At 71.0% G+C, this 20,862-nt stretch carries 20 protein-coding genes; 7 read left to right on the top strand and 13 right to left on the bottom strand.

Going from position 1 to position 20,862, the window contains the following annotated elements; all coding sequences use genetic code 11:
• Positions 1-155 precede the first annotated feature (155 nt).
• Positions 156-1,406, bottom strand: coding sequence for an alpha/beta fold hydrolase (locus tag ABD830_RS32345; RefSeq protein ID WP_344995848.1), 1,251 nt, complete (start codon positions 1,404-1,406; stop codon positions 156-158).
• Positions 1,407-1,674: 268 nt separating this feature from the next.
• A complete protein-coding gene (locus ABD830_RS32340; RefSeq protein WP_344995845.1) occupies positions 1,675-2,538 on the bottom strand; it encodes an SDR family NAD(P)-dependent oxidoreductase in 864 nt (287 codons plus the stop codon).
• A gap of 56 nt (positions 2,539-2,594) precedes the next feature.
• On the opposite strand from ABD830_RS32340, the gene ABD830_RS32335 reads away from it, so the two are divergent.
• Complete coding sequence (locus ABD830_RS32335) at positions 2,595-2,987, top strand: MerR family transcriptional regulator (RefSeq protein ID WP_344995842.1); 393 nt, start codon at positions 2,595-2,597, stop codon at positions 2,985-2,987.
• A 530-nt stretch (positions 2,988-3,517) separates the two neighbouring features.
• Positions 3,518-4,342, top strand: coding sequence for a helix-turn-helix domain-containing protein (locus ABD830_RS32330; protein ID WP_344995838.1), 825 nt, complete (start codon positions 3,518-3,520; stop codon positions 4,340-4,342).
• Here ABD830_RS32330 and ABD830_RS32325 read toward each other — a convergent pair.
• The 3 genes from ABD830_RS32325 to ABD830_RS32315 form a co-directional block, all read right to left on the bottom strand.
• Positions 4,328-4,807, bottom strand: coding sequence for an aldo/keto reductase (locus ABD830_RS32325; RefSeq protein ID WP_344995835.1), 480 nt, complete (start codon positions 4,805-4,807; stop codon positions 4,328-4,330). The genes ABD830_RS32330 and ABD830_RS32325 overlap by 15 nt on opposite strands.
• A 16-nt stretch (positions 4,808-4,823) precedes the next feature.
• Positions 4,824-5,120 (bottom strand): putative quinol monooxygenase, encoded by a 297-nt coding sequence (locus ABD830_RS32320; protein ID WP_344995832.1) that lies wholly within the window; start codon positions 5,118-5,120, stop codon positions 4,824-4,826.
• A 172-nt stretch (positions 5,121-5,292) separates the two neighbouring features.
• Positions 5,293-5,913 (bottom strand): YigZ family protein, encoded by a 621-nt coding sequence (locus ABD830_RS32315; RefSeq protein WP_344995829.1) that lies wholly within the window; start codon positions 5,911-5,913, stop codon positions 5,293-5,295.
• A 108-nt stretch (positions 5,914-6,021) separates the two neighbouring features.
• On the opposite strand from ABD830_RS32315, the gene ABD830_RS32310 reads away from it, so the two are divergent.
• On the top strand, positions 6,022-6,855 hold the full coding sequence (locus ABD830_RS32310; RefSeq protein WP_344995826.1) for a metallophosphoesterase family protein: 834 nt from the start codon (positions 6,022-6,024) through the stop codon (positions 6,853-6,855).
• On the opposite strand, the gene ABD830_RS32305 is transcribed toward ABD830_RS32310, so the two are convergent.
• Positions 6,849-8,087: a right-handed parallel beta-helix repeat-containing protein gene (locus tag ABD830_RS32305; RefSeq protein ID WP_344995823.1), complete on the bottom strand. Its 1,239-nt coding sequence runs from the start codon at positions 8,085-8,087 to the stop codon at positions 6,849-6,851. The two genes, ABD830_RS32310 and ABD830_RS32305, sit on opposite strands and share 7 nt — an antisense overlap.
• A 179-nt stretch (positions 8,088-8,266) precedes the next feature.
• Between ABD830_RS32305 and ABD830_RS32300 the strand changes: the two genes are divergently transcribed.
• Both ABD830_RS32300 and ABD830_RS32295 read left to right on the top strand, forming a co-directional pair.
• Positions 8,267-8,851: an ArsR/SmtB family transcription factor gene (locus tag ABD830_RS32300; RefSeq protein WP_344995820.1), complete on the top strand. Its 585-nt coding sequence runs from the start codon at positions 8,267-8,269 to the stop codon at positions 8,849-8,851.
• Positions 8,848-10,149 (top strand): MFS transporter, encoded by a 1,302-nt coding sequence (locus ABD830_RS32295; RefSeq protein WP_344995818.1) that lies wholly within the window; start codon positions 8,848-8,850, stop codon positions 10,147-10,149. The genes ABD830_RS32300 and ABD830_RS32295 overlap by 4 nt, the downstream gene beginning before the upstream one ends.
• Here ABD830_RS32295 and ABD830_RS32290 read toward each other — a convergent pair.
• Both ABD830_RS32290 and ABD830_RS32285 read right to left on the bottom strand, forming a co-directional pair.
• Positions 10,139-11,767 carry a hydantoinase B/oxoprolinase family protein gene (locus tag ABD830_RS32290; protein WP_344995815.1) on the bottom strand — a complete coding sequence of 543 codons (1,629 nt, stop codon included), beginning with the start codon at positions 11,765-11,767 and terminating at the stop codon, positions 10,139-10,141. The two genes, ABD830_RS32295 and ABD830_RS32290, sit on opposite strands and share 11 nt — an antisense overlap.
• The gene (locus tag ABD830_RS32285; protein WP_344995812.1) at positions 11,764-13,791 is read right to left on the bottom strand and encodes a hydantoinase/oxoprolinase family protein; all 2,028 of its coding nucleotides are present in this window, start codon (positions 13,789-13,791) and stop codon (positions 11,764-11,766) included. The genes ABD830_RS32290 and ABD830_RS32285 overlap by 4 nt, the downstream gene beginning before the upstream one ends.
• Positions 13,792-14,043: 252 nt before the next feature.
• Between ABD830_RS32285 and ABD830_RS32280 the strand changes: the two genes are divergently transcribed.
• Positions 14,044-14,625, top strand: a complete 582-nt coding sequence (locus ABD830_RS32280) for a helix-turn-helix domain-containing protein (RefSeq protein ID WP_344995809.1) — start codon at positions 14,044-14,046, stop codon at positions 14,623-14,625.
• Positions 14,626-14,875: 250 nt separating this feature from the next.
• Here the strand turns inward: ABD830_RS32280 and ABD830_RS32275 are convergent, their stop codons facing one another.
• Complete coding sequence (locus ABD830_RS32275; protein ID WP_344995806.1) at positions 14,876-16,186, bottom strand: MFS transporter; 1,311 nt, start codon at positions 16,184-16,186, stop codon at positions 14,876-14,878.
• Between the two features lie 273 nt (positions 16,187-16,459).
• Between ABD830_RS32275 and ABD830_RS32270 the strand changes: the two genes are divergently transcribed.
• Positions 16,460-17,242, top strand: coding sequence for an IclR family transcriptional regulator (locus tag ABD830_RS32270; RefSeq protein ID WP_344995803.1), 783 nt, complete (start codon positions 16,460-16,462; stop codon positions 17,240-17,242).
• Positions 17,243-17,248: 6 nt separating this feature from the next.
• On the opposite strand, the gene ABD830_RS32265 is transcribed toward ABD830_RS32270, so the two are convergent.
• Genes ABD830_RS32265 through ABD830_RS32250 form a run of 4 tightly spaced genes read right to left on the bottom strand, consistent with a single transcriptional unit; the run spans position 17,249 to position 20,853 of the window.
• Positions 17,249-17,608 carry a hypothetical protein gene (locus ABD830_RS32265; protein ID WP_344995799.1) on the bottom strand — a complete coding sequence of 120 codons (360 nt, stop codon included), beginning with the start codon at positions 17,606-17,608 and terminating at the stop codon, positions 17,249-17,251.
• 1 nt (position 17,609) lies between these two features.
• A complete protein-coding gene (locus ABD830_RS32260) occupies positions 17,610-19,196 on the bottom strand; it encodes an acyl-CoA synthetase (RefSeq protein ID WP_344995797.1) in 1,587 nt (528 codons plus the stop codon).
• A gap of 11 nt (positions 19,197-19,207) precedes the next feature.
• The gene (locus ABD830_RS32255) at positions 19,208-20,023 is read right to left on the bottom strand and encodes an SDR family NAD(P)-dependent oxidoreductase (RefSeq protein WP_344995794.1); all 816 of its coding nucleotides are present in this window, start codon (positions 20,021-20,023) and stop codon (positions 19,208-19,210) included.
• The gene (locus ABD830_RS32250; protein ID WP_344995791.1) at positions 20,020-20,853 is read right to left on the bottom strand and encodes an alpha/beta fold hydrolase; all 834 of its coding nucleotides are present in this window, start codon (positions 20,851-20,853) and stop codon (positions 20,020-20,022) included. The genes ABD830_RS32255 and ABD830_RS32250 overlap by 4 nt, the downstream gene beginning before the upstream one ends.
• Between the last annotated feature and the right edge of the window lie 9 nt (positions 20,854-20,862).

Raw genomic sequence — 20,862 nt, 5'->3', positions numbered from 1 at the left:
GCGCGCTCGAACGCAAACCCGGCGCGAGGGCGTCTGAGCTCAGGCCAGCACCGGCAAGACGGGCGCCGCGACGGCGGCGACGATGCCGGGGCCGTGACCATCAACCCAACACTGCCGGGAGACACGCACCTCCATCATCACTGCCAGTGGTGGAGTCATCGTTGGTAGTCCGGGGGCGGTTCGTCGCTGGGATAGGGGTTCAGCGGCATTGGACCACCGGCGAGGAAGCCGCGTACGGCGGCGAGCACTACGCTGGGCTGATCCTGGTAGGTGTTGTGCCCGGCGCCGGTGAGGTACAGCAAGACGGTGTGGGGCAGAACCTGCCGGTAGTCGACAGCCGCGTGCCACGAAAGGTAGTCGCAACGGCCCTTGAGGAGAAGCACCGGGGTCGGATTGCCCGCGAGGTCGCGGCGGACGTCGGGCGCTGTCGGTGCCGTGGCGAGCTGCGGATACTGCTGCGCGTAGAAGCCGGACCCGTGGGTCATCGGCTGCCATTGCGTCCGGGTGCAATGCAGGCCTGCGTCGGCGAGGTGCAGGATCGTGTCGTTGCGGGCATCCGCTTCGGTGTCTGGGAAGTACGCGTACGCGGCCGCCGGGTTCACCTGCAGCAGCGCGTAGGCGAGCAACGCGCGCGGCTGCAAGGCGGCGGCATAGGTACCGAGGCGACGGTTCAGCGGAAGGCGCGAGGTAGCCTCGTTTCCGCTGGTGTCGGCCGGGTCCAGCGGGCCGGGTGAGCTGAGCACCAGACTCGCGACCCGGGTGGGATACGCGGCCAAGTAGTGGGCTGCGAGGGCGCCACCGTATGAGTGACCGATGAGGACCATTCTCTCGGCACCGATGGCGTGGCGTACCTCCTCGAGATCGGCGACGTCGCGCTCGATGCCGTACGCTCGTGGGTTCTCACTTCGAGCGGAGCGACCGGCGCCGAGTTCGTCGTAGACGTAGACGTCGTAACCCAACTCCGCCAGCGGCTGGAAGAAGCGGCTCAGCCCTGGCATGTCGGGAATGCCGGGGCCCCCGTGGAGCACGACGACCGGTGTGGTGCGGTGCGGTGCCTTCCCAGGAGTGTGCACATAGGCCAGTCGCGACCCGCCAGGAAGGCTCCAGTACCGGGTATCCGCGACGCTGGTTTCTGGCAGCCGAACGTCAGGTAGGGGCACCAGCAACGCGGCCGCGACAGCGGCCGTCACGAGTACGGTCACCGGCAGGGTCAGGGAACGGTACCGGGACGGCAGCCGCCGGAGGACGAGCACCCGCACGGTGACCCAGGACAGCAGCCCGGCGACCGCGAGGCCCGCGGTTAGGAAGACGACCGGGTCCGTCGAGACAACGGCCACGGCGACGATGGTCACCATCGCACCGGCACCGGCCAGCAGTGACGCGATCAGCAGACCGGCGACGGCCAACGCGACCTTCCGGGGTGGGATGGTCTTCCGGCCCCGGGCAGGCCGGTTGCACCGTGGCAGAAGCTTCACGCCGTGATCCCATCATCGTTCTTGGTCAGTGATTGCCTCCTGCGGTCCCCGGGCAGAGCCGCGCACGGCGGCGGCCCGCGCTGCCGCTATGGTCAAGCAGGCAGCATCCGCGCACCGCGGCAACGCGTCGGCCGTGCGCGGGTGACCAACTGGGTGCGCTCGGCACTGCGCCGGACCGCAACGGCCGACGGGCCTCGCATCACTCGATCGAGGCGGGCAGGCCGGTCAGAGTCGCCGACATGGCCCATAGGCGGGCGGCGTCGGCTGGGTTGGCGCGAAATGGAGTGACCGCGCAGTCGGCGCAGTGCACGCCGCCAAGGTCCTCCGTCACGGCGGCCCACACCTGGGTCGCGGCGCCCTGCGCGGGGGTCTTGAAGTAGTCGGCCGGGCGGCCGTGCTCGTCGATCCAGCCGGCAGCACGCATCTCGTCGTGGGTGAGGTGGCGCTGCAGCGGGGTCAGGATGGCACCGGGGTGCACCGAGCTCGCGCGGATGCCGTGTGGTCGACCCAGCACATCGAGATGGGCGGCGAACAGGGCGTTGGCGGCCTTCGACTGGGCGTAGGCGGACCAGCGGTCGTACGCGTCGGTGGCAAAGAACAGGTCATCCCAGCGGATCGGGCCGTCGGGACTGAGGCCGGAGGAGACCACGACGACCCGGGCGGCCGCGGCGCGGCGCAGCGCCGGCCACAGGTGGTGCACGAGTGCGAAGTGCCCCAAGTGGTTGACCGCGAACTGCAGCTCCCAGCCCGACCCGACCCGCGTCTCGGGGCAGGCCATGACGCCCGCGTTGGCGATGAGGATGTCGACGGTGGTGAACGCTGCCGCGAACTCGGCGACCTGGTCGAGGTCCGCGAGGTCGAGCCGGCGGACCTCGACGTCGCTGAGCCGGGCGGCCGCCGGGTCGCGGACGGCGGCGACGACGGTGGCGCCAGCGCGGGCTAGCGCTTGCGTGGTGGCCAGGCCGATGCCGGAGGCGCCGCCCGTGACGATCGCTAGCCGGCCGGTCAGGTCCACCCCGGCGAGGACGTCGTCAGCAGTGGTGGAGGTGTCGAACTGTGGCATGCCGCGGACGCTAACTGCTAGACCGAGGTCTAGGTCAACCCGCGTAGACTGCCCGCATGGAACTCACCATCGGCGAAGTGGCGGCGCGCACGGGGTTGAGTGTGCACACGCTACGACTGTACGAGCGCGAGGGCCTTTTCCACACCGAGGTTCGCCGCGACGCGGGCGGCCGGCGCCTCTACGGCCAGCACGACCTGGACTGGCTCGAGGTCTGCACGAAGTTCCGCGCGACCGGCATGCCGCTGGAGCAGATCCGACGGTTCGCCGGACTGGTCCGCGAGGGCTCCGGCAACGAGGCCGAGCGGCTCGAACTGTTGCGCACGCACCGGCGCCGGGTCGATGATCAGATCAACCAACTGACCGCCTGCCTGGCCCTGATCGACGGCAAGGTCCGCACGTACGAGGACCACCTTGCCCGGGGAACCGCCACCGCCCTCTGGACTGGCTGAGCCCTGGTCACTCTGGCAGAGCACTTCGGACATTCCGCGAACGACGGGCGAGGTCGCCTAGCAGGTTCGGATGACGGCGGTTCCGCCGACCCGGGTGGAGATACCGTCGGTCGTGGTGGCCCGGACGAGCTCGCGTTCAAGGACGACGCCGCCGTCTACGGCATGCACGAGCTGCCCGGCACCTGGTGACGATCGATGCTAGGGCAGCGGGCCCAGGGTGAGGTAGCGGTCGTCCACTTGGGACTCGATGGTGCCCCGGATGGCGTTAGGGCGGATCAGGACGTTGTCGGCCTTGAGAAATCCGGTAGGGGCGCCGAGATCTCCGCCGTGGTGAGGTCGACGTTCATGGCCGCGTTGACGTGGACCTCGGACTGGCGGTGGCGCGGCGGAAGTCGCGGGCCGCCGTGGATCTCGCCGAATCCCAGGCGACGACCCGATGGGCGAGCTCGAGGGCGTCGCCGAGGGACTCGACGGCCCGCCGTCCACTCGACCCGTCAACCTGACATCGTCTCGGGCGTATCCTGACCGTCGTGCGCAGGCGGTTCGTGGGGGTGAGCGCCGCCTTGGCCCCATATGTGGATCGGATCTGGTCCTGGGAGGGGCGGGCCGAGGAGTTGCCGACGGTGTTCCCCGGCACCGGCGCCGAACTGGTGATCCAGCGCGGCGCCGGCATCGTGGCGCACACGGCGTCAGGGCCGTACCGGTTGCCCGAGGCCCATCTGCTGTGTCTGCGCCGGACACGCTGGCGGCTGGCGGCGGCCGGGCCGGTGGCGTTCACCGCCGTACGCCTCCGTGCCGGGGCTCTCGCCGCGCTGTGTCCCGTGCCCACGACCGTCATCGCCGACCAGGCCGTCGCGGCCGCGGATGTCTTCGGCGCGGCAGCCGATCGGCTCGTCGCAGCCGTGCGGGCCGGCGGTACGCTGGCCGAGCGGGCGGCTCGAATCGAGTCGGTCCTGGTTCGAACGCTGGACAGCGCGGCGCCACCCGATCGGCGCGTCGCCGCCGCGGTCGCCCGAATATACCGCGACCCGGCCACGGCCCGGGTGAACCAGATCGGGCCCGGCGTCGGCCTGAGTGCCCGGCACCTGCGGCGCGGGTTCCTCACGACAGTGGGCGTGCCACCCAAGGAGTTCCAGCAACTGGCCAGGTTCCAACGGGTGGTCCGCACACTGCTGCTGTCCGAGTCGCAGGCGCATCTCGCAGTCGCGCTCTCCGCCGGGTACTACGACCAGAGCCACTACATCAAGGACGTGCGGCGGCTTACCGGAGCCCGGCCGACCGAGCTCCTCGCGGGCTCGGTGCCGCACTTCTATTACCCGAGCCTCAGCCGGCGCGGCGGGTCACCCTTCGAGTAGCGCCATCATCGCCGAGGGCCATCGCGTGCCGGCCGCCGCACCAGCTGGAAACGACTGGTCCAGCGTGCGCTTGTCCGAATCGGTCAGCGTCACGTCCAGGCTGCCGACGTTCTCCTCGACGCGCCCGGGCCGGGTCGTGCCGGGGATCGGCACAGCTTCGGGCACCGAGGCGAGTATCCAGGCGAGGGCCACCTGTGCCGGTGTGGCACCACGTTCGCGAGCGATCGTCAGGATGGGTTCGACCAGCTGCCGGTTGCGGTGCAGGTTCTCGCCCTTGAAACGGGGGCTGACGCGCCGGAAGTGGTCGGACGTGTCGAAGAAGGTGACGCCCAGTTCCAGTGCCCGTTCGACGGTCGCCACCGCCCGCGCCCGGTCCACCGGCCCGTATCCGAAGGTCAGGCCCATGCAACCGAGTCCCAGCGGCGAAACCCGCAGACCCTGGCTGCCTAATGCTTTCGCGTGCATGTCCACTCTCCTCGGGCTAGACGGGCTGGAAGGAGACGAGCACGTGACCGAACTCGACCCGCGGGGCTTCTTCCAGCCACCGTTCGGTCTCGTGGAGGAATTCCGTCACGTACGGGGCGGCGAAATGGGCGTCACAGGCAGCCTGGTCGACATATCTCTCGTAGAGCAGGAAACCACCACTGTCCCGCCGGTGCACCGCGTACTCCAGTGCCCCGGGTTCGTCACGGGTGCGTCGCTGCAGGTCACGCAGGCGCTGTTCCACCTCATCGACGCAGTCGGGCTTGGCCTTCAACAAGGCGATCACTACGGTCATGCGGCAAGCATCACCGTTCCTCGGTCCGCCGAATAGTAGAAAAGGGACATGACCATCACTGACCGACTTCACCGGACGGGAGACACAGATCGGCGAGCTGATCGCCCGCCTGTCCCGGCGGCCGAGGGTGCGGGTGTTGATCGGCAAGCCCTAACTTCCCGGCATTGGATGATCAGTCGGGGACGTGGATCTCCTCGCCCACGTCCACGCGGGCCCGGCCGGCCGTCAGCGTGGCCACCCAGTCGGCGAACGACGCCACCTCGTCCGCGCCCACCGCGACGGCGAAGGTGACCTCGCCCGCGTACGTCACGTCGCGCACCGGGTGGCGGGAGGCCCGCAGGTCGTTCTCCACCCGCCCGGCCTGGTCGTGCGCCACCGCGACGCGTACGAGCCTGGCCGGCACCATCCGCACCGGTTCGGCCCGGTCGAGGGTCTCGGTCACGGCGGAGCCGTACGCGCGCACCAGGCCGCCCGCCCCCAGCAGGGTGCCGCCGAAATAGCGGGTCACCACGGCGACCACGTCGCTGAACCCCCTGCCCACCAGGGCCTGCACCATCGGCGTGCCCGCGGTGCCGCCCGGCTCGCCGTCGTCGTCGCCCTTCTGGATCCGCTCGCCGATGACGTAGGCGGTGCAGTTGTGGTTCGCGCCGGGATGCTTCCGCCGCCGCTCGCCGATGAACGCGACCGCCTCCTCGACGCTGCGCGCGGGCGCCAAGGCGCAGATGAAGCGCGAGCGCTTGGCCTCCGTCTCGTGCTCGACGACGGTGGCGAGGGTGAGGTACGGCGCGGGCACATCCGCCAGCGTATTGGGCCGCGGCGGCGGCGAGAGCACCGCCCGCGTCCTGTGAGGCCCGCCTGCCGCGTGGCATGCTCGTAGTCACGCGCGAAGGAGGTACGCCCGTTGACCGGACAAGGCGGGAGCAGATTGCTGGCCATCAGCGACCTGCACGTCGGCTACGCGGAGAACCGGGCCATCGTGGAGGAGCTGAAACCGGTCAGTCCCGGCGACTGGCTGCTGGTCGCGGGCGACGTCGGCGAGCGGCTGGCGGACATCGCCTGGGCGCTGGGGCTGCTGGCGGGCCGGTTCGAGCGGGTCGTGTGGGTGCCGGGCAACCACGAGCTGTGGACCCCGCCGGACGACTCGCCGGACCTGCGCGGCGCCGCCCGCTACGAGCACCTGGTCGGCATGTGCGGGGACCTCGGCGTGCTCACCCCGGAGGACGACTACCCCGTGTGGGAGGGGGCGGGCGGGCCGGTCCGGATCGTGCCGCTCTTCCTGCTCTACGACTACACCTTCCGACCGCCCGGCCACCACACCAAGGAGAGCGCGCTCGCGTACGCCCACAGCACCGGCATCGTCTGCACCGACGAGTACCTCCTGCACCCCGACCCGTACCCGAGCCGTGAGGCGTGGTGCCGGGCCAGGGTGGAGGCGACCGAGCGGCGGCTGGCCGGGCTCGACGACGTGCCGCTGGTCTTCGTGAACCACTATCCCCTGGTCCGCGAGCCGACCGACATCCTGCGCCACCCGGAGTTCGCCCAGTGGTGCGGCACGACGGCCACCGGAGACTGGCACACGCGCCACCCGACCGCCGCCGTGATCTACGGCCATCTCCACATCCCCCGCGTCACCTGGTACGACGGCGTGCGTTTCGAGGAGGTGTCGCTCGGCTACCCGAGGGAGTGGCGTAGCCGCCCCGCCGGCCCCAAGCTGCTGCGCGAGGTCCTTCAGTAGCCCCTGGTGACCTTCACCCCGTGCCCGATCCTGCGGGGCACCCCGATGCCGTCGATCAGGTTGCCGTTGGAGGCGACGGACATCGACTCGCCTGCCCCGTCGCCCTTGGTGAGCAGGATGCCCGTCTCACGCTTGGTGCCGTGGCCCAGGATGGTGTTGCCGGTGATCGCCGCGTGGCCGATGCCGTAGTTGACCGCGTCCAGCGCGAGGTAGACGAAGTTCACGTCAGGCGGCAGCGGCCCGGCCGTGGTCAGCGTGCGCTCCGGCGGCGCCGAGCCCTCCCGCCGGGCCTTGCCCAGTTCCTTGCGCAGCGTCGCCAGGGCGTCCGGCGGCGGCAGGAACTTGTGGATCCGGTTGGCGGTGATCGTCGTGTTCGCCTCGCCCTGCAGGTCGCAGCGGATGCCGTAGTACGTCTGGTTCGCCGTGCTCTCGGCGCCGAAGTCCTCGATGTAGTTGTTCTGGATCGAGGTGCCGAAGCAGCGGTGGGCGTCGATGGCGTTCTTCGGCGTCGCGTACAGGTGCAGGTCGCTGAGTGTCCAACCGGCCGCGTTGTCGCTCTGGATGGCGTGCGTGCCGCTGAAGCCGATCCAGGAGCGCTGCAGCGTCCAGTCGGTGACGGAGTTGCCGGGGTCGACGACCCGCAGCCCCGCCTCGGCGGCGCCCTCGATGTAGACGTCGCTGATGACGCTGTTGACCATGGTGTTCTTCAGCAGCGTGCCGTTCTGCGACGGGTTGCTGATGCGGATGCCGTCGGAGGGCGTGCCGTAGATGTCCACGTCGTACACGCGGGTGTTCCACGAGCGCAGCAGCAGCCCCACGGTGCCGGTGTTGTGGTCCCGGTTGCCGTCGATCGTGAGCCTCTCGACGCGGATCGTGTCGCCGCTGTACTCGGTGTTCTTCACCCATCCCTCGGAGGCGAGCACCGCGGGCAGGTTGGCGCCGTCGGCCTGCCTGAGCACCGCCCCGGCCTTGGCGTCGCCCCGGTACGTACGCCGGTCCGGCAGGCTGATCGTGGCGTTGATCAGGCACGGGCCCTTGATGACGACCTCGTCGCCCTCCTTGGAGGAGTCGATCGCGGCCTGCAGCGTCTGGGCGTCGGCGGCGGCGTTGGCGCAGGCCGCCTCGACTCTCGAGGCCGCGGCGGGCGCCGTCGGCATCAGGATGGCGGCCCCCGTGACGGCCATGGCGAGAGCGGCGCCGCCGGCGAGCAGGCGGGTCGGTGAATGACGCACTGTCGGTCCTTCCGTCAGAACGATGTCCCCGGAGACGCGGCACCCCCCGAGCGTCCCCGCGGTGATCATTCTGTCCGGGCGGCGGGCGGTTGTTGATCTCTTTTCGGGCGCGAAAACCGCAAACACTTCTTCGCGAAGAACTGTTTGCGAAGAAGTGTTTGCGGTTTAGGCTTGCCGTCATGACGCCATCCCCTGAGAACGTGGTCGTCCTCGACGCCAAGGGCCTGCGGGCCCTCGCCCATCCCGTACGGGTGCAGCTCGTGGACCTGCTGCGCAAGCACGGTCCGTCCACCGCCACCCGCCTGGCCGAGCGCCTGGGGGTGAACTCGGGGACGGCCAGCTATCACCTGCGCCGGCTCGCCGCCGCCGGGTTCGTCGAGGAGGACACCGAGCGCGGCAACGCGCGGGAGCGCTGGTGGCGCTCGGTCCACCGGACGACGCGCCTCATCGACGAGGGCGGGCTGTCCGAGCGTGAGCCCGAGGCGGTGCTGGCGTACATGCAGTCCATCGCCGCGCTCTACAACCTGCGCACGCAGCAGGCGCTCAACGAGATGCAGACCATGCCGGAGCCGTGGCGGCGCGTCCTCGACCTCAGCTCCTACGCGTTCCGCCTCACCCTGGAGGAGGCGGGACAGCTGCGGGAGGACCTGAGCGAGCTCGTCGCACGCTACCGGCGCGACGGCGAGGAGGCGCCGCCGGACGCGGTCCGGGTCTACCTGATGCCGCAGGTGCTGCCCGAACTGGACGATCCGGAGGAGTCGTGACGGAGCCGCGCCGGTCCTTACGGCCGATGGCCGGGGTGCTCGCGGCCATGACCGTGTCGATGACCGCGACCCGCGTGTCGGCCATCGCGCTGCCCTGGTTCGTGTATACGAGCACCGGGAGCGCCGCGTTGACGGGGGTGGTGGCGTTCGCGGAGATGGCCCCGTACGTGCTGGTCAAGGCGCTGACCGGGCCGCTCGTCGACCGGGCCGGACCACGCCGGATCTCGTGGGTCTGCGACGTCGTGAGCGCCTCGGCCGCCGCCGCGGTGGTCCTGCTGCACGCGGCCCACCTGCTGCCGCTGGGCGCGCTCATCGCTCTCGTCGCGGTGATCGGCGCGGCCCGCGGACCCGGGGACCTGGCCAAGGAGACCATGGTCCCGGAGGCTGCCGAGCGCGGGCGGGTGCCGCTGGAGCGGGCCACCGGGCTGATGGGCGTGACGGAGCGGCTGGCCTCGACGGTGGGTCCGGGGCTGGGCGGTGCGATGGTGGCGCTGCTCGGCCCGCTGGCCAGCCTGGTCATCAGCGCGGTCTGCTTCGCGCTCGGCTCGGCGGTCGTGGCCGCGGCCCTGCCGCGCGGCATGGGGCACCGCGCCCCCGGGTCAGGAGAGCAGCAGGAGGGGTACTGGCGGCGGTTCGGCCAGGGCTTCGCGTTCCTGCGCGGCGAGCCGCTGCTGCTCGCGATCATCGTGATGGTCGGCTTCACGAACCTGCTGGACGCGGCCTTCAGCCAGGTGCTCGCGCCCGTGTGGGCGAAGGAGTCCGGTCACGGCCCCGCCGTCCTCGGGCTGAACAGCAGCGTGATGGGGCTGACCGCGGTCGGGGGCAGCCTGGTGGCCGCCATGGTGGCGCACCGGATGCGGCGCAGGCCGGTGTTCTTCGTGGCGTTCCTGCTCGCCGGGCCGCCGAAGTTCCTCATACTGGCCACGGATGTGCCGGTGTGGGCGATGGTGTCCGTGTTCGCGGTGTGCGGGTTCGCCGGCGGCTTCCTGAACCCGATCCTGGGCGCGATCTCGTACGAGCGAGTGCCCCGCCACCTGCTGGGCCGGGTGAGCGCCCTGAAGGACTCACTGGCCTGGGCCGGCATCCCGCTGGGCGGGCTGCTGGGCGGGGCCGCCGTGACGGCGGTCGGCCTGGCGCCCGTCCTGCTGGTGTCCGGGGTCGCCTACGGGCTCACCACGAGCCTGACCGGGCTGCGCCGCGAATGGCGGGAGATGGACCGGCTGCGCGGGCAGGGTCCCCCGGCCGTACCGGCGCCGGAGGAGAGCGCCGGTACCGCGGGTGACCGGCTCAGCAGGTGATCATGCCCTGGGCCAGGTCGGCGGCCGTGGCTGAGTGGGAGCGGTGCCCGGCGGGGCCGTAGCCGCCGCCCCCGCCCGTCTCGCAGCGCAGCACGTCCCCGGCCGTGACCCGCAGGGCGTTCACCTTGAGCACCTCGCGGGCCTCCGGGGTGCCCGGGTTGAGGGTGACGCGCGGCGGCGCGCCCGGCTCCCCGCCCGCCAGGCCCCAGGCCGGGGTGACCGAGCGCTCGAACCACAGCGACAGCGACGTGTCCCCGCAGAACTCGTACTCGCGCACCGCCCCGTTCCCGCCCCGCCACTGCCCCGCGCCGCCCGTGCCCGGGCGAACCTCGTAGCGGCGCACGCGCACCGGGAACAGGGTCTCCAGCACCTCGATGGGCATGTCCCGCAGGGCGCCGTTGACGTTGTTGATCAGGCAGTCCTCGCCGTCGCCGCCCTCCCAGGCGCCCCAGCCGCCGACCGTGGCCTCCTGGGAGACGTACAGCTTGCCGGTACGCGGGTCCGTGCCGGTGAACTGCACGATCATCGAGTCCCCGTACGAGGCCGCGGCCACCTTGTCCGGCAGCACGGGCGCCAGCGCCTTGACCACCAGGTCGATGAGGAGCCCCAGGTGCGAGTAGTAGTACTGGCAGGCGGCGGGCGACTCGGCGGCCAGCATCGAGCCGGGCCGCGTCTCCACCGACAGCGGCCGGAACGAGCCCCCGTTGAGCGGCACGTCACCCGAGACCAGCAGCTTGTAGCCGACGCGGACGGCGGCCACGGCCTGGGCCGCGCCGCAGTTGACCGGGCCGGTGGCCTGGCCGGCGCAGTCGGTCAGGTCGATGTGCATCGACTCGCCCGACACCGCGACCGTGACGTTGACGGGAAGGGGGGTGTCCAGGTCGATGCCGTCGTTGTCGAGGTAGCCGGACGCCTCGTAGACGCCATCGGGGATGGCCGCGATGGCGGCGCGCTCCAGGCGCTCGGTCTGGGCGAAGATCTCGTCGCGGGCCGCCAGCACCGTCTCCAGGCCCCACCGGGAGACGATCTCCTTCAGCCGCCGCTGCCCGGTCATGGCGCAGCTCACCTGGGCGCGCAGGTCGCCGAGCGTGGCGTGCGGGAAACGCACGTTGCGGGCGATCAGCTCGTGCAGGTCACGGCAGGGCTCGCCGCCCGCGTACGCCTTCACCGGGCCCATCCGCAGGCCCTCCTGGAAGATCGACGTCGAGTCCATGGAGCCGCCGGGGTCCTTGGAGCCGACGTCCAGCCAGTGGGCCCGCGACGCCGCGAACCCCGCCAGCTCCCCGTCCACGTAGATCGGCCCGTAGACCGTGACGTCGTTGAGGTGGGTGCCGCCGATGTAGGAGTCGTTGAGCACCCACACGTCGCCCTCCTGCCAGACCTCCCGCCCGTACAGGCGCTCGGTCTCGCGGGTGCACACCTCCAGGTTGCCCAGGAAGATCGGCAGGCCGGACGACTGGCCCAGGACGTTGTGGTCGCGGTCGAGCAGCGCGACCGCGCAGTCCTTGGCCTCGTAGATGACGGGGGTGTAGGAGCTGCGGATGAGGGTGGTGTTCATGTCCTCCGCCGCCTGGAGCAGGGCGCAGCGGATGATCTCGGTGGTGACGGGGTCGATCACAGGGAGTCCACCTTCACGATGAGGAAGCCGTTGGGGTCCACGGTGGCCACGCAGCCGGGCGGGATGACCGTGGTCGCGGTCTCCTCGACCACGATCGCGGGCCCGGCCAGCTCGCCGTCCAGGGCGGCGCGCCGCAGCACGGGCGTGCGGTGCACGACCCCGTCGAAGATCACGTCCCGTACGTGCTCGGCCTGCTCCTCGGGGACCTTCGGCACGGCGGCGGCGGTACGCGGGAACGAGCCGAAGCCGGTGCTGCGCAGCATGACGAACTCCACCGGCGCCTCCGGGGTGGCGTGCCCGTAACGGCTGGTGTGCGCCTCGGCGTAGCGGGCCGCGATCGTCTCGAGGAAGCCGGGGTCGGCGGGCTCGGCCGCGTCGCGGAGGGGGATGGTGAGCGTGTAGTCCTGCCCCTCGTAGCGCATGTCCACGGCGTGCTCGACCCGGCGCCGCTCCTCCGGCACGCCCTGGGACGAGAGCGCCGCCAGGGCCTCCTCCCCCAAAGTCGCGAAATTTCGCGCCATGTCGGGGCCGTCGAGCACGTCCTGCGGCCGGAAGTACGGATGCGTCAGATCCCGGCGCACGTCGGCCTCCAGCATCCCCCACGCCGAGAACGCCCCGGGGAAGCGCGGCACCACCACCTCGGAGATTCCCAGCTCCCGCGCGATGAACGCGGCGTGCATCGGCCCCGCGCCCCCGAACGCCACCAGCGCGAACTCCCGGGGTTCGATCCCGTGCTCCACCGTCAGCGTGCGGATCGCCTGCGCCATCTTGGCGTTGGCCACGTCGCAGATCCCCTCGGCGAGCAGCAGCGGATCGAGGTCCAGCTCGCCCGCCAGCGTGGCGATCGCCGTGCCCGCCGCCTCGACGTCCAGCGTCATCAGCCCGCCCGCGAACCAGGCCGGGTCCACCCGCCCGAGCACCACGTTCGCGTCGGTCACCGTGGCCTGTGTGCCGCCCCTGCCGTAACAGGCCGGTCCGGGCACGGCCCCTGCGGACTCGGGCCCCACGCGCAGCGCGCCCGCCTCGGCGTAGGCGAGCGAGCCGCCGCCCGCGCCGATGGTGTGCAGGTTCACGATCGGCATGAGCACCGGGTAGCCCTCGATGCGGGCCTCGGCGCTGACGTCGGGCCGCCCGTTCACCACGAGCGACACGTCGAACGACGTGCCGCCCATGTCGACGCAGATGGCATTGCCCCTGTCGAGCATCCTGCCCGCCGCCACCCCGCCCATCGTGCCGCCCACCGGCCCGGACAGCAGTGTCTGCAACGGCCTGCGCATCGCGTACGAGGCGTTGACCAGCCCGCCCGACGACTGCATCACGTGCACCGGCACCGGCAGGCCCCGCTCGGCGAAGCGCCGCTCGATCCTGGCCAGGTAGCGCCGCACGACAGGCCCGGTGTACGCCTCCAGCACCGCCGACGAGGTCCGCTCGTACTCCCGCCACTCCCGCGCCACCTCGTGCGAGAGCACGACCAGCACGTCATCGCCCAGCTCCGCGCGCAGGATCTCGCCCGCCCGCACCTCGTGCGCCGGGTTCGCGTAGGAGAACAACAGGCACACGGCCACCGCGTCGAACCCCTCCGCGCGCGCCCGCCGGGCCGCCGCCCGCACCGCCTCCTCGTCGAGGGGAACGAGCTCCTGTCCCCGGTAGTCCAGCCGGCCGCCCGTCTCCATCACGTCCTGGCGCGGCACGAGCGGCACGGGTTTGCGATAGCGCAGATCGAACATGCGGTCGCGGTTGCCCCTGGCGATCTGGTAGACGTCCCTGCCGCCCTGGCTCGCCAGCAGCAGCACCCGGGCGCCCTTGCGCTCGAGCAGCGCGTTGAGCCCCTGCGTGGTGCCGTGCACGAAGAACGAGATCTCCGCGGGGTTGTCCACGACCCGGCCGAGCGCGGCGAACACGCCTTCGGCCAGGTCTCCCGGAGTGGTGGGCGCCTTCGAGGCGGTGACGGCCCCGCTCCGCTCGTCGTAGCACACGACGTCGGTGAAGGTGCCGCCGATGTCCATGGCGACGCGATAACTCATGCGCTGCACCGTACGCGCTCCCGCGGCGTTCCCGCATGTGCGCCCGCCACAGGGGGAAGCTCCCTCCGGTGCATCGCGCAACGTGATCCGGTTCAGGGTCTCGCTGCCGGTGGCCGCCCAGCGGGCGAGCCGGCTCACGAGTGGCATACCTGGAGACCCGAGGCACGGGGACAAGATCGCGGGTATGCCTTGAGCGCGCACTACACCTACAGTGGTGTCGTGTCGTCGGGAAACGCCGTTGTGGCGCGCAATATGCGTCTGCTCAGAGAGCAGCGGGGCATGTCACTGGCCGAGCTCGCCAGGCAGGCGGGGCTGGCCAAACAGACCCTGTCCACGATCGAGCAGGGGGTGGGCAATCCGACGGTGGACACGCTGTTCTCCATCGCGGACGCGCTGGGTGTGCCGGTCACCCGGCTGGTTGCTGAGCGCGAGCAGGTGATGCTGGTGCAGCGCCGCGATGAGGTGGTGTGGCAGCGGCACGGCGGTTATGAGTCCCGCTCACTCGACCACATCTACGGCTCCGGCGTGATCGAGAACTATCTGCTGCGCATCGCCCCTGCGGCCGGTGACGGCCCGGCCGAGGCATCCGCTCCCCATCCGGTGGGCACGCTGGAGCACCTGTACGTCATCAGCGGCCGCGTACGGGTGGGCCCGGTCGACTCCGCGGTGGAGCTGGGCACCGGCGACTTCGTGCGCTATCCGGGCGACCGTCCCCACGTGTACGAGTCGCTGGAGGGTGAGAGCGTGGTGCACGTCGTGGTCAGCGTCCCGCGCGTGCAGCCCGGCACCGGTGCCATGCGGGTGTCCCGCACCCATGGTGAGCGCGCCCTCTGAGCCGCCGGTTCACACCCGCCGCACAGCCCGGGATGCCTGTCGACGCCTCGGCCGTCGTGGTCGAAGGCGAGCAACGCCTTGCCGACGGCTGTCTGCTGGTCCGGCCCCGCTTCGCGCGCGCTGGGACCGGGGTCGCGGTAGGGCGTGGCCATGGAGGTCTCCCACTGTCCTTCATGCGACCACCATGATGGACTCGGGTCCACCGCAAAGGACCCTGTCGTCCATGTAAACGCCCTACCGAACGACACCGTCAGGACGAGAACTCCTGCTCACGGGTCTCGGGCAGGACGAGCACGCAGACGAGGCTCACCAGGCAGAGTGCGCCCGTGTAGACGCCGAGCACCAAGGGCGAGGCCCACTGCGCGTTCAGCCAGGTGGCGACGACCGGCGCGAAGCCCCCGCCCAGCGTGTTGGCCAGGATGAAGGTGGTCGAGGCACCGGTGTAGCGCAGCCGCGCGGGAAACAGTTCCGGCAGGAACGCGGCGATCGGCGCGAAGCTCAGCGTGAACAGCAGCAGTCCGATGGCGAGCGCACCGGTGATCAGCAGGCCGTTCCCGGTCTGCAAAGAACCGAACATGGGCAGCGCCCACAGCACGCAGCCGATGAGACCGGCCAGCATCACCGGACGCCGGCCCATCCGGTCGGCCAGGCGGGCGAAGGGGACGGTGGCCAGGGCCCCGGCGGTCGCGGCGACGCTGGCGGCGGCGAGCATCGTGCTCTGCGGGATGCCGAGCGCCGAGGGGCCGTACTTCAGGCTGTAGACGGTGGTCAGGTAATAGACGGACGAACCGCCGATCGCCGCGCCGACACCGAGGAACAGCCGGCCGGGGTGCTCCTTGAGCAGCGTACCGAGGGGGAAGCGGGCGGTGGCCTGACGCGGCGTGGTGGCGAAGACCGGCGACTCCTCCACCCGGCTGCGCACCCAGATGCCGATGACGATGAGCACGGCGCTGAGCAGGAACGGGATGCGCCATGCACCGTCGGCGAAGCCATCACGTCCGGCGATGGCCAGGGTGGGCAGGATCGCCGCACTGGACAGCAGGAAGCCCAGCGGTGGGCCGGCCTGCGGGATGGAGGCGTACATCGCCCGTCGGCGGGCAGGCGCGTGCTCGGCCGCGAGCAGCACCGCGCCGCCCCATTCGCCACCCATGCTCACGCCCTGGAGGAGGCGGAGGGCCACCAGGAGCACCGGCGCCAGCAGCCCGGCACTGGCATAGGTCGGCAGCAGGCCGACGCCGACCGTCGCCGCGCCCATCAGCAGCAGCGAGATGACCAGCGCGGGCTTGCGGCCGACTCGGTCCCCGATGGTGCCGAACAGCACCACGCCGATGGGCCTGGCCAGGAAGGCGCCGGCGAAGGTGAGGAAGGCGGCCAGGGTCTGCGCCGCCGGGGTTCCGGTCGGGAAGAAGGCGGGGCCCAGCACCAGGGCGGCGGCGGTGCCATAGACGGCGAAGTCGTAGTACTCGATGGTGGTGCCGATGAGGCTGGCCGCGGCGACGCGCGAGACGCTGCGGCTCGGTGCGCCCGTGGCTGTCGCGGATGGTACGGCGGTCTCGGACATGGAAGGACTCCTCCGCTGAGGACTGGGGGTACAAGAGCATGGAAGGCCCATCGGAGTGGGAGGGCACGCTCCTGTGCCGCACAGTGGCACGTCACCGCACGCTTGACCGGCGGTCAGACCCTGCTTGCCGCTCGAGGTCGGCGCGCGGGAGTGACACGCCAGCGTCAGTTATAACTGACTTGCGTCTATCTTGACAGACATGGATCCGTTCTTGCATGCTGTCCACTGCAAGGTCCCGATCGTCACTCATAAGTGACGTAAAGGAGGAGAACCATGGGAACGGCCGCCATTCGCGATGACCGCGCTGCCATCGACAAGGCGGTCAGCCTCCTGATCTCGTTCGGCGACCAGGCCGGAACCGGGCTCGGCGTCAGCGAACTGGCCCGTCGCGCCGAGCTGAGCAAGAGCACCGCGTTCCGCGTCCTCGGCATGCTGGAGCGCAACGGCGTCGTGGAGAAGATCGCGGGCAAGTACCGGCTGGGTGAGCGGCTGCACGAGCTCGGTCGGCATGTCTACGTGCCCGACCACGACCGCATCCGCGACCTGCTCATCCCCTTCCTCACCGACCTGTACGAGCTGACGCGCGAAACCGTGCACCTCGCCGCCCTGCACGCCACCGACGTGGTCTACCTGTCCAAGCTCTACGGCCACCGCCAGGTCCGCTCGCCCTCGCGGATCGGCGGCCGGGTCCCCGCCCATTGCACCGCGGTCGGCAAGGTGCTGCTGGCCTACGACCATGACGCCCTGGAGCGCGTGCTCGCCTCAGACCTGCGGGCGTTCACGCCGCACACCATCACCGACCCCGGCAGGCTGGCGGCCTCGATCGCCGAGATCCGCCGCACCGGGATCGCCTTCGACGACGAGGAGTCGACCGTCGGGCTGCGCTGCGCCGCCGTCCCCGTCATGGGCCGGGGCGGCAAGGCCGTGGCCGCGATGTCGGTTTCGGGTCCCACCGGCCGTCTGGACACCCGGGCGCAGGCGCCGGCGCTGCGACGGGTGAGCGCCGCGGCGGCCCTGGCACTGGCGCGAGGCCACCGCCTGCACGCCACCGCGTGACCCCGATCAGCTCCCCGGCACGTGGTCGAGGTCCATGTCGGTCCTGGTCACCCAGCCGGGCTCGTGCACCAGCAGGCTGAGTTGCTCGCCGGGCAGGTCGACGTCGACGACGTAGCGGTACCCGGCGGACTCCGCCGCCGCCACCCGGCCAAGGTCGCCTTCCGGCACCGCGTACACCAGACGGCGGCAACGGGGATCTGCCGTGATCACGGCGTCGGCGACGTCCCTGAGCAGCCGGGTCATGGTCTCTCCCGCGACGGCCGGAGAGATCATGACCTCCACGTCGTGCGCGCCCGCTGGGTACGCCTCGCGCAGGCGGCCGGTCACGCACCGCGCCAACGGGGCACCGTCGATCACCGGCAACATCTCAGACCTCCTCGTCCGCCAGGCGGCGGATGACGGCCTTGTCCAGCTTGCCGGAGGCGTTCCTGGGCACATCCTGGACGATCTTCAGTTTGCGGGGCAGCTTGTAGCGGGCAAGCCGAGTGGCGGCGTACTCGCGGACGTCGTCGAGGGTGACCGTCGTCCCCTCAGCCAGGGACACCACGGCGGCGACCGTCTCGCCCCACTGCTCGTCGGGGCTGCCGACGACCGCTACGTCGACGACGCCGGGCATGGCGGCCAGGACCCGTTCGACCTCTGCCGGGTAGACGTTCTCCCCGCCGCTGATGATCATGTCTTTGAGCCGGTCGACAATGAACAGGCAGCCGTCCTCGTCCAGGTAGCCGACGTCGCCGGAGTGGAACCAGCCCTCCTCGTCGAACGCGGCCGCGGTCGCCTCGGGGTTCTCCCAGTAGCCGAGGGTGACGTTGGGGCCTCGCACCACGATCTCACCGGCTTCGCCGGGCTTGAGCGGCTGGTTGGTCATCGAGTCCACGACGCGGACCTGCGTGTAGGGCATGGGGATGCCGGCGGAGCCGAGCTTGCGCAGGGTGTGCTCGGCGGGCAGGTGGGTGGCGAACGGCGCGGTCTCGGTGAGCCCCCACGCCTGCTGCAGCAGGATGCCGTGCGAGGCGTACAGCTCGATCAGGGACGGCGGCACGGGCGCGCCCGCCACGACGATCGAGCGCAGGTGAGACAGGTCGGCGTCGAAGGCACCGGGCACGCGGCTCAGGGCGGCGAGCATGGCGGGCACGGCGAACATCGAGTTGACCCGGTACGTGACCAGGTCGTCGAGGAACCGGACCGGATCGAACGAGCGGCGCACCAGCACTGTGCCGCCGCGCACCAACGTCCGCAGCACGAAGCTGTTGAGCGCGCCGATGTGGAAGAGCGGGGCGGCGGCGTACGTCACGTCCCCTCGGCGGGTGTCGAACATGGTGTCCACGTTGACCGAGTTCCACCAGGCGTTGCCGTAGGTCAGGACCACGCCCTTGGGCAGGCCGGTGGTGCCCGAGGTGAACATCAGGATCGCCGGGTCGTCGAAGGTCTTCGCGGTCACCGACGGGAACGGCCGGGCCGCCGCGATCAGGCCGAACCACGGTTCCCAGCCCGCGACGCCGTCGGTGGCCGGCACCTCCGGGTCGTCGTCCACCAGGAGGAAGCGTGTGAGCGAGGTCGCCGCGCGCACGTGCTCCGCGCTCGCCCGATGTCCTTCCTCGCAGACGAGCGCGGCGGCACCGCTGCGCTGGAGCACGCTCTGCAGCTCCGGTTCGGCGAGCCGGAAGTTGACGGGGACGAAGACAGCGCCCAGGCGGAACGAGGCCAGCATCGTCAGCAGGAAGGACCCGCTGTTGAGTCCCAGGTAGGCGACCCGGTCGCCGTCGCGGATGCCGCCCTCGGCGAGGACCGTCGCCAGCCGCGCCGCCTTCAGGTCGAGCTGGGTGTAGGTGAGGTCGCCGCCCGCGTAGCGGACGGCGGCGGCCTCGCCGAAGTGGCGGGCGTTGCGCGCGACGGCGGCGGCGGGGTTGACGTCGACGTTGAAGCCCGAGTTCGGGGGGTGAGGGTGAGTCATCGGTCGGCTCCTCAGAGGTGGTCGCCGCCGGCGGGGCGGGCGAACCCCCGAACCCCGATGCCGCCGTCGGCCGAGATGGCGTGTCCGGTGATGGTGCCGCTCTGCTCGCGGGCGGCGAGCAGCACGTAGGGCGCGGTGAAGTCGCGGGGGTCGGTGCTGGAGTCGTGCAGCGGGATGGGCGGAGTGCCCTGCCGCTTGGCGAAGGAGGCCGCGATCGAGCGGTCGCCGAGTGTCAGCGTCTCGGGGCCGCGCAGGTCGGTGTTCATGCCGCCGCACGCGACGCCGTTCACGCGGACCTTGGGTGCCAGCTCGTAGGCGAGCTCGCGCATGAGGCCGAGGCAGGCGTGCTTGCTGGCGGTGTAGAGGGGGCCGCCGCCGTTGACGTGGAAGGACGCGTTGGACAGCGTCATGACGATGCTGCCGCGCGTCCTGACCAGCTCCGGCCAGGCGGCCTCGGCGGCCAGCAGGTAGCCCTTGACATTGATGGAGAAGACCTCGTCGAAGGCGGCGTCGATCTCCTTGCCGGACAGCCGGGTGAGCTGGCGCTGGTAGTCCCACACTCCGGCGTTGGCGACGAGGGTGTCGAGCTTGCCGAAGCGTTCGACGGTCTCGGCGACGGCGGCGTGCAGCGCGCCGGAGTCGCGGACGTCGGCGGTCACCCTGTGCACTCTGAACGGATCCCCGGCGACCTGGTCGAGCTGGGCCGGGTCGCGGCCGAGGACGGTCACAGAGGCTCCCTCGGCGAGGAAACGCTCGGCGACGGCGCGGCCGATGCCAGAGCCGCCACCGGTGATCAGCGCGGCGTAGCCGTCGAGCCAGCCGCTCATGCCAGAAATCCCGTGACGAGGTCCTCGAACTCGTGCTGCCGCTCCAGCTGAACCCAGTGGCCACACCGGCCGAAGACGTGGAGTTGCACGTCGCGGATCTGCTTGAGCATGAGCTGCGCGCCGTCGAAGGTGATCGTGCGGTCGTCGCGCCCCCACAGCAGCAGGGTCGGCGCCTTGATCTTGTGGAGGTCCCTCCACAGCGGGTCCATGCCGCCGCGCCTGGCGAAGGCGGCGTTGTAGCGGTGGTAGAAGGCGATGTGACTCTCGTCGAGCGAGGCCTCGTAGCGCGCCTTGACGACGTCCTCGCCGAACTGCTTGTGGTCGAAGACCATGGTGCGGATGAACGCGGCCATCTTCTTCTCACTGGGGCCGGTGCCGTTGTAGTAGCGGAACATCTCCTTCTGCCCCTCGGTCGGGGTGGGACCGAACGGCAGCCAGCCGCCACCGGGGGCCATGAGGACGAGCTTGGCCACCCGGTCGGGGCGTTCTTGGGCCATCGCGATCGCAGCGGCGCCGCCGAGGCTGTTGCCGAGCAGGTGGAAGGTCCCGATGCCGAGGGCGTCCAGCGCCTGGAAGAGGGCGTCCACGGTGATCTCGGTGATGGACCGCTTGTCCAGGTCCTCCTCGGTGGGGCGGTAGCTGGCGCCGAAGCCGGGCTGGTCGGGCAGGATGACGCGGAAGCGGCGGGCCAGCGCGGGCAGGTTCTGGTGGTAGTTGCTGACACCGGAGGCGCCGGGGCCGCCGCCGTGCAGCATCACCAGCACGGGGCCCTCGCCGGTCTCGGCGACGGCGATGTCGCCGAGCGTGGTGGTCACTACGTGCTGTTTCACGGAAGGTCC

The sequence above is a fragment of the Nonomuraea helvata genome (genome assembly GCF_039535785.1).
GTDB classification, from domain to species: Bacteria; Actinomycetota; Actinomycetes; order Streptosporangiales; family Streptosporangiaceae; genus Nonomuraea; species Nonomuraea helvata.
The sequence above is the reverse complement of the archived record's forward strand: the minus strand, read 5'-3'. Positions and strand labels throughout refer to the sequence as shown.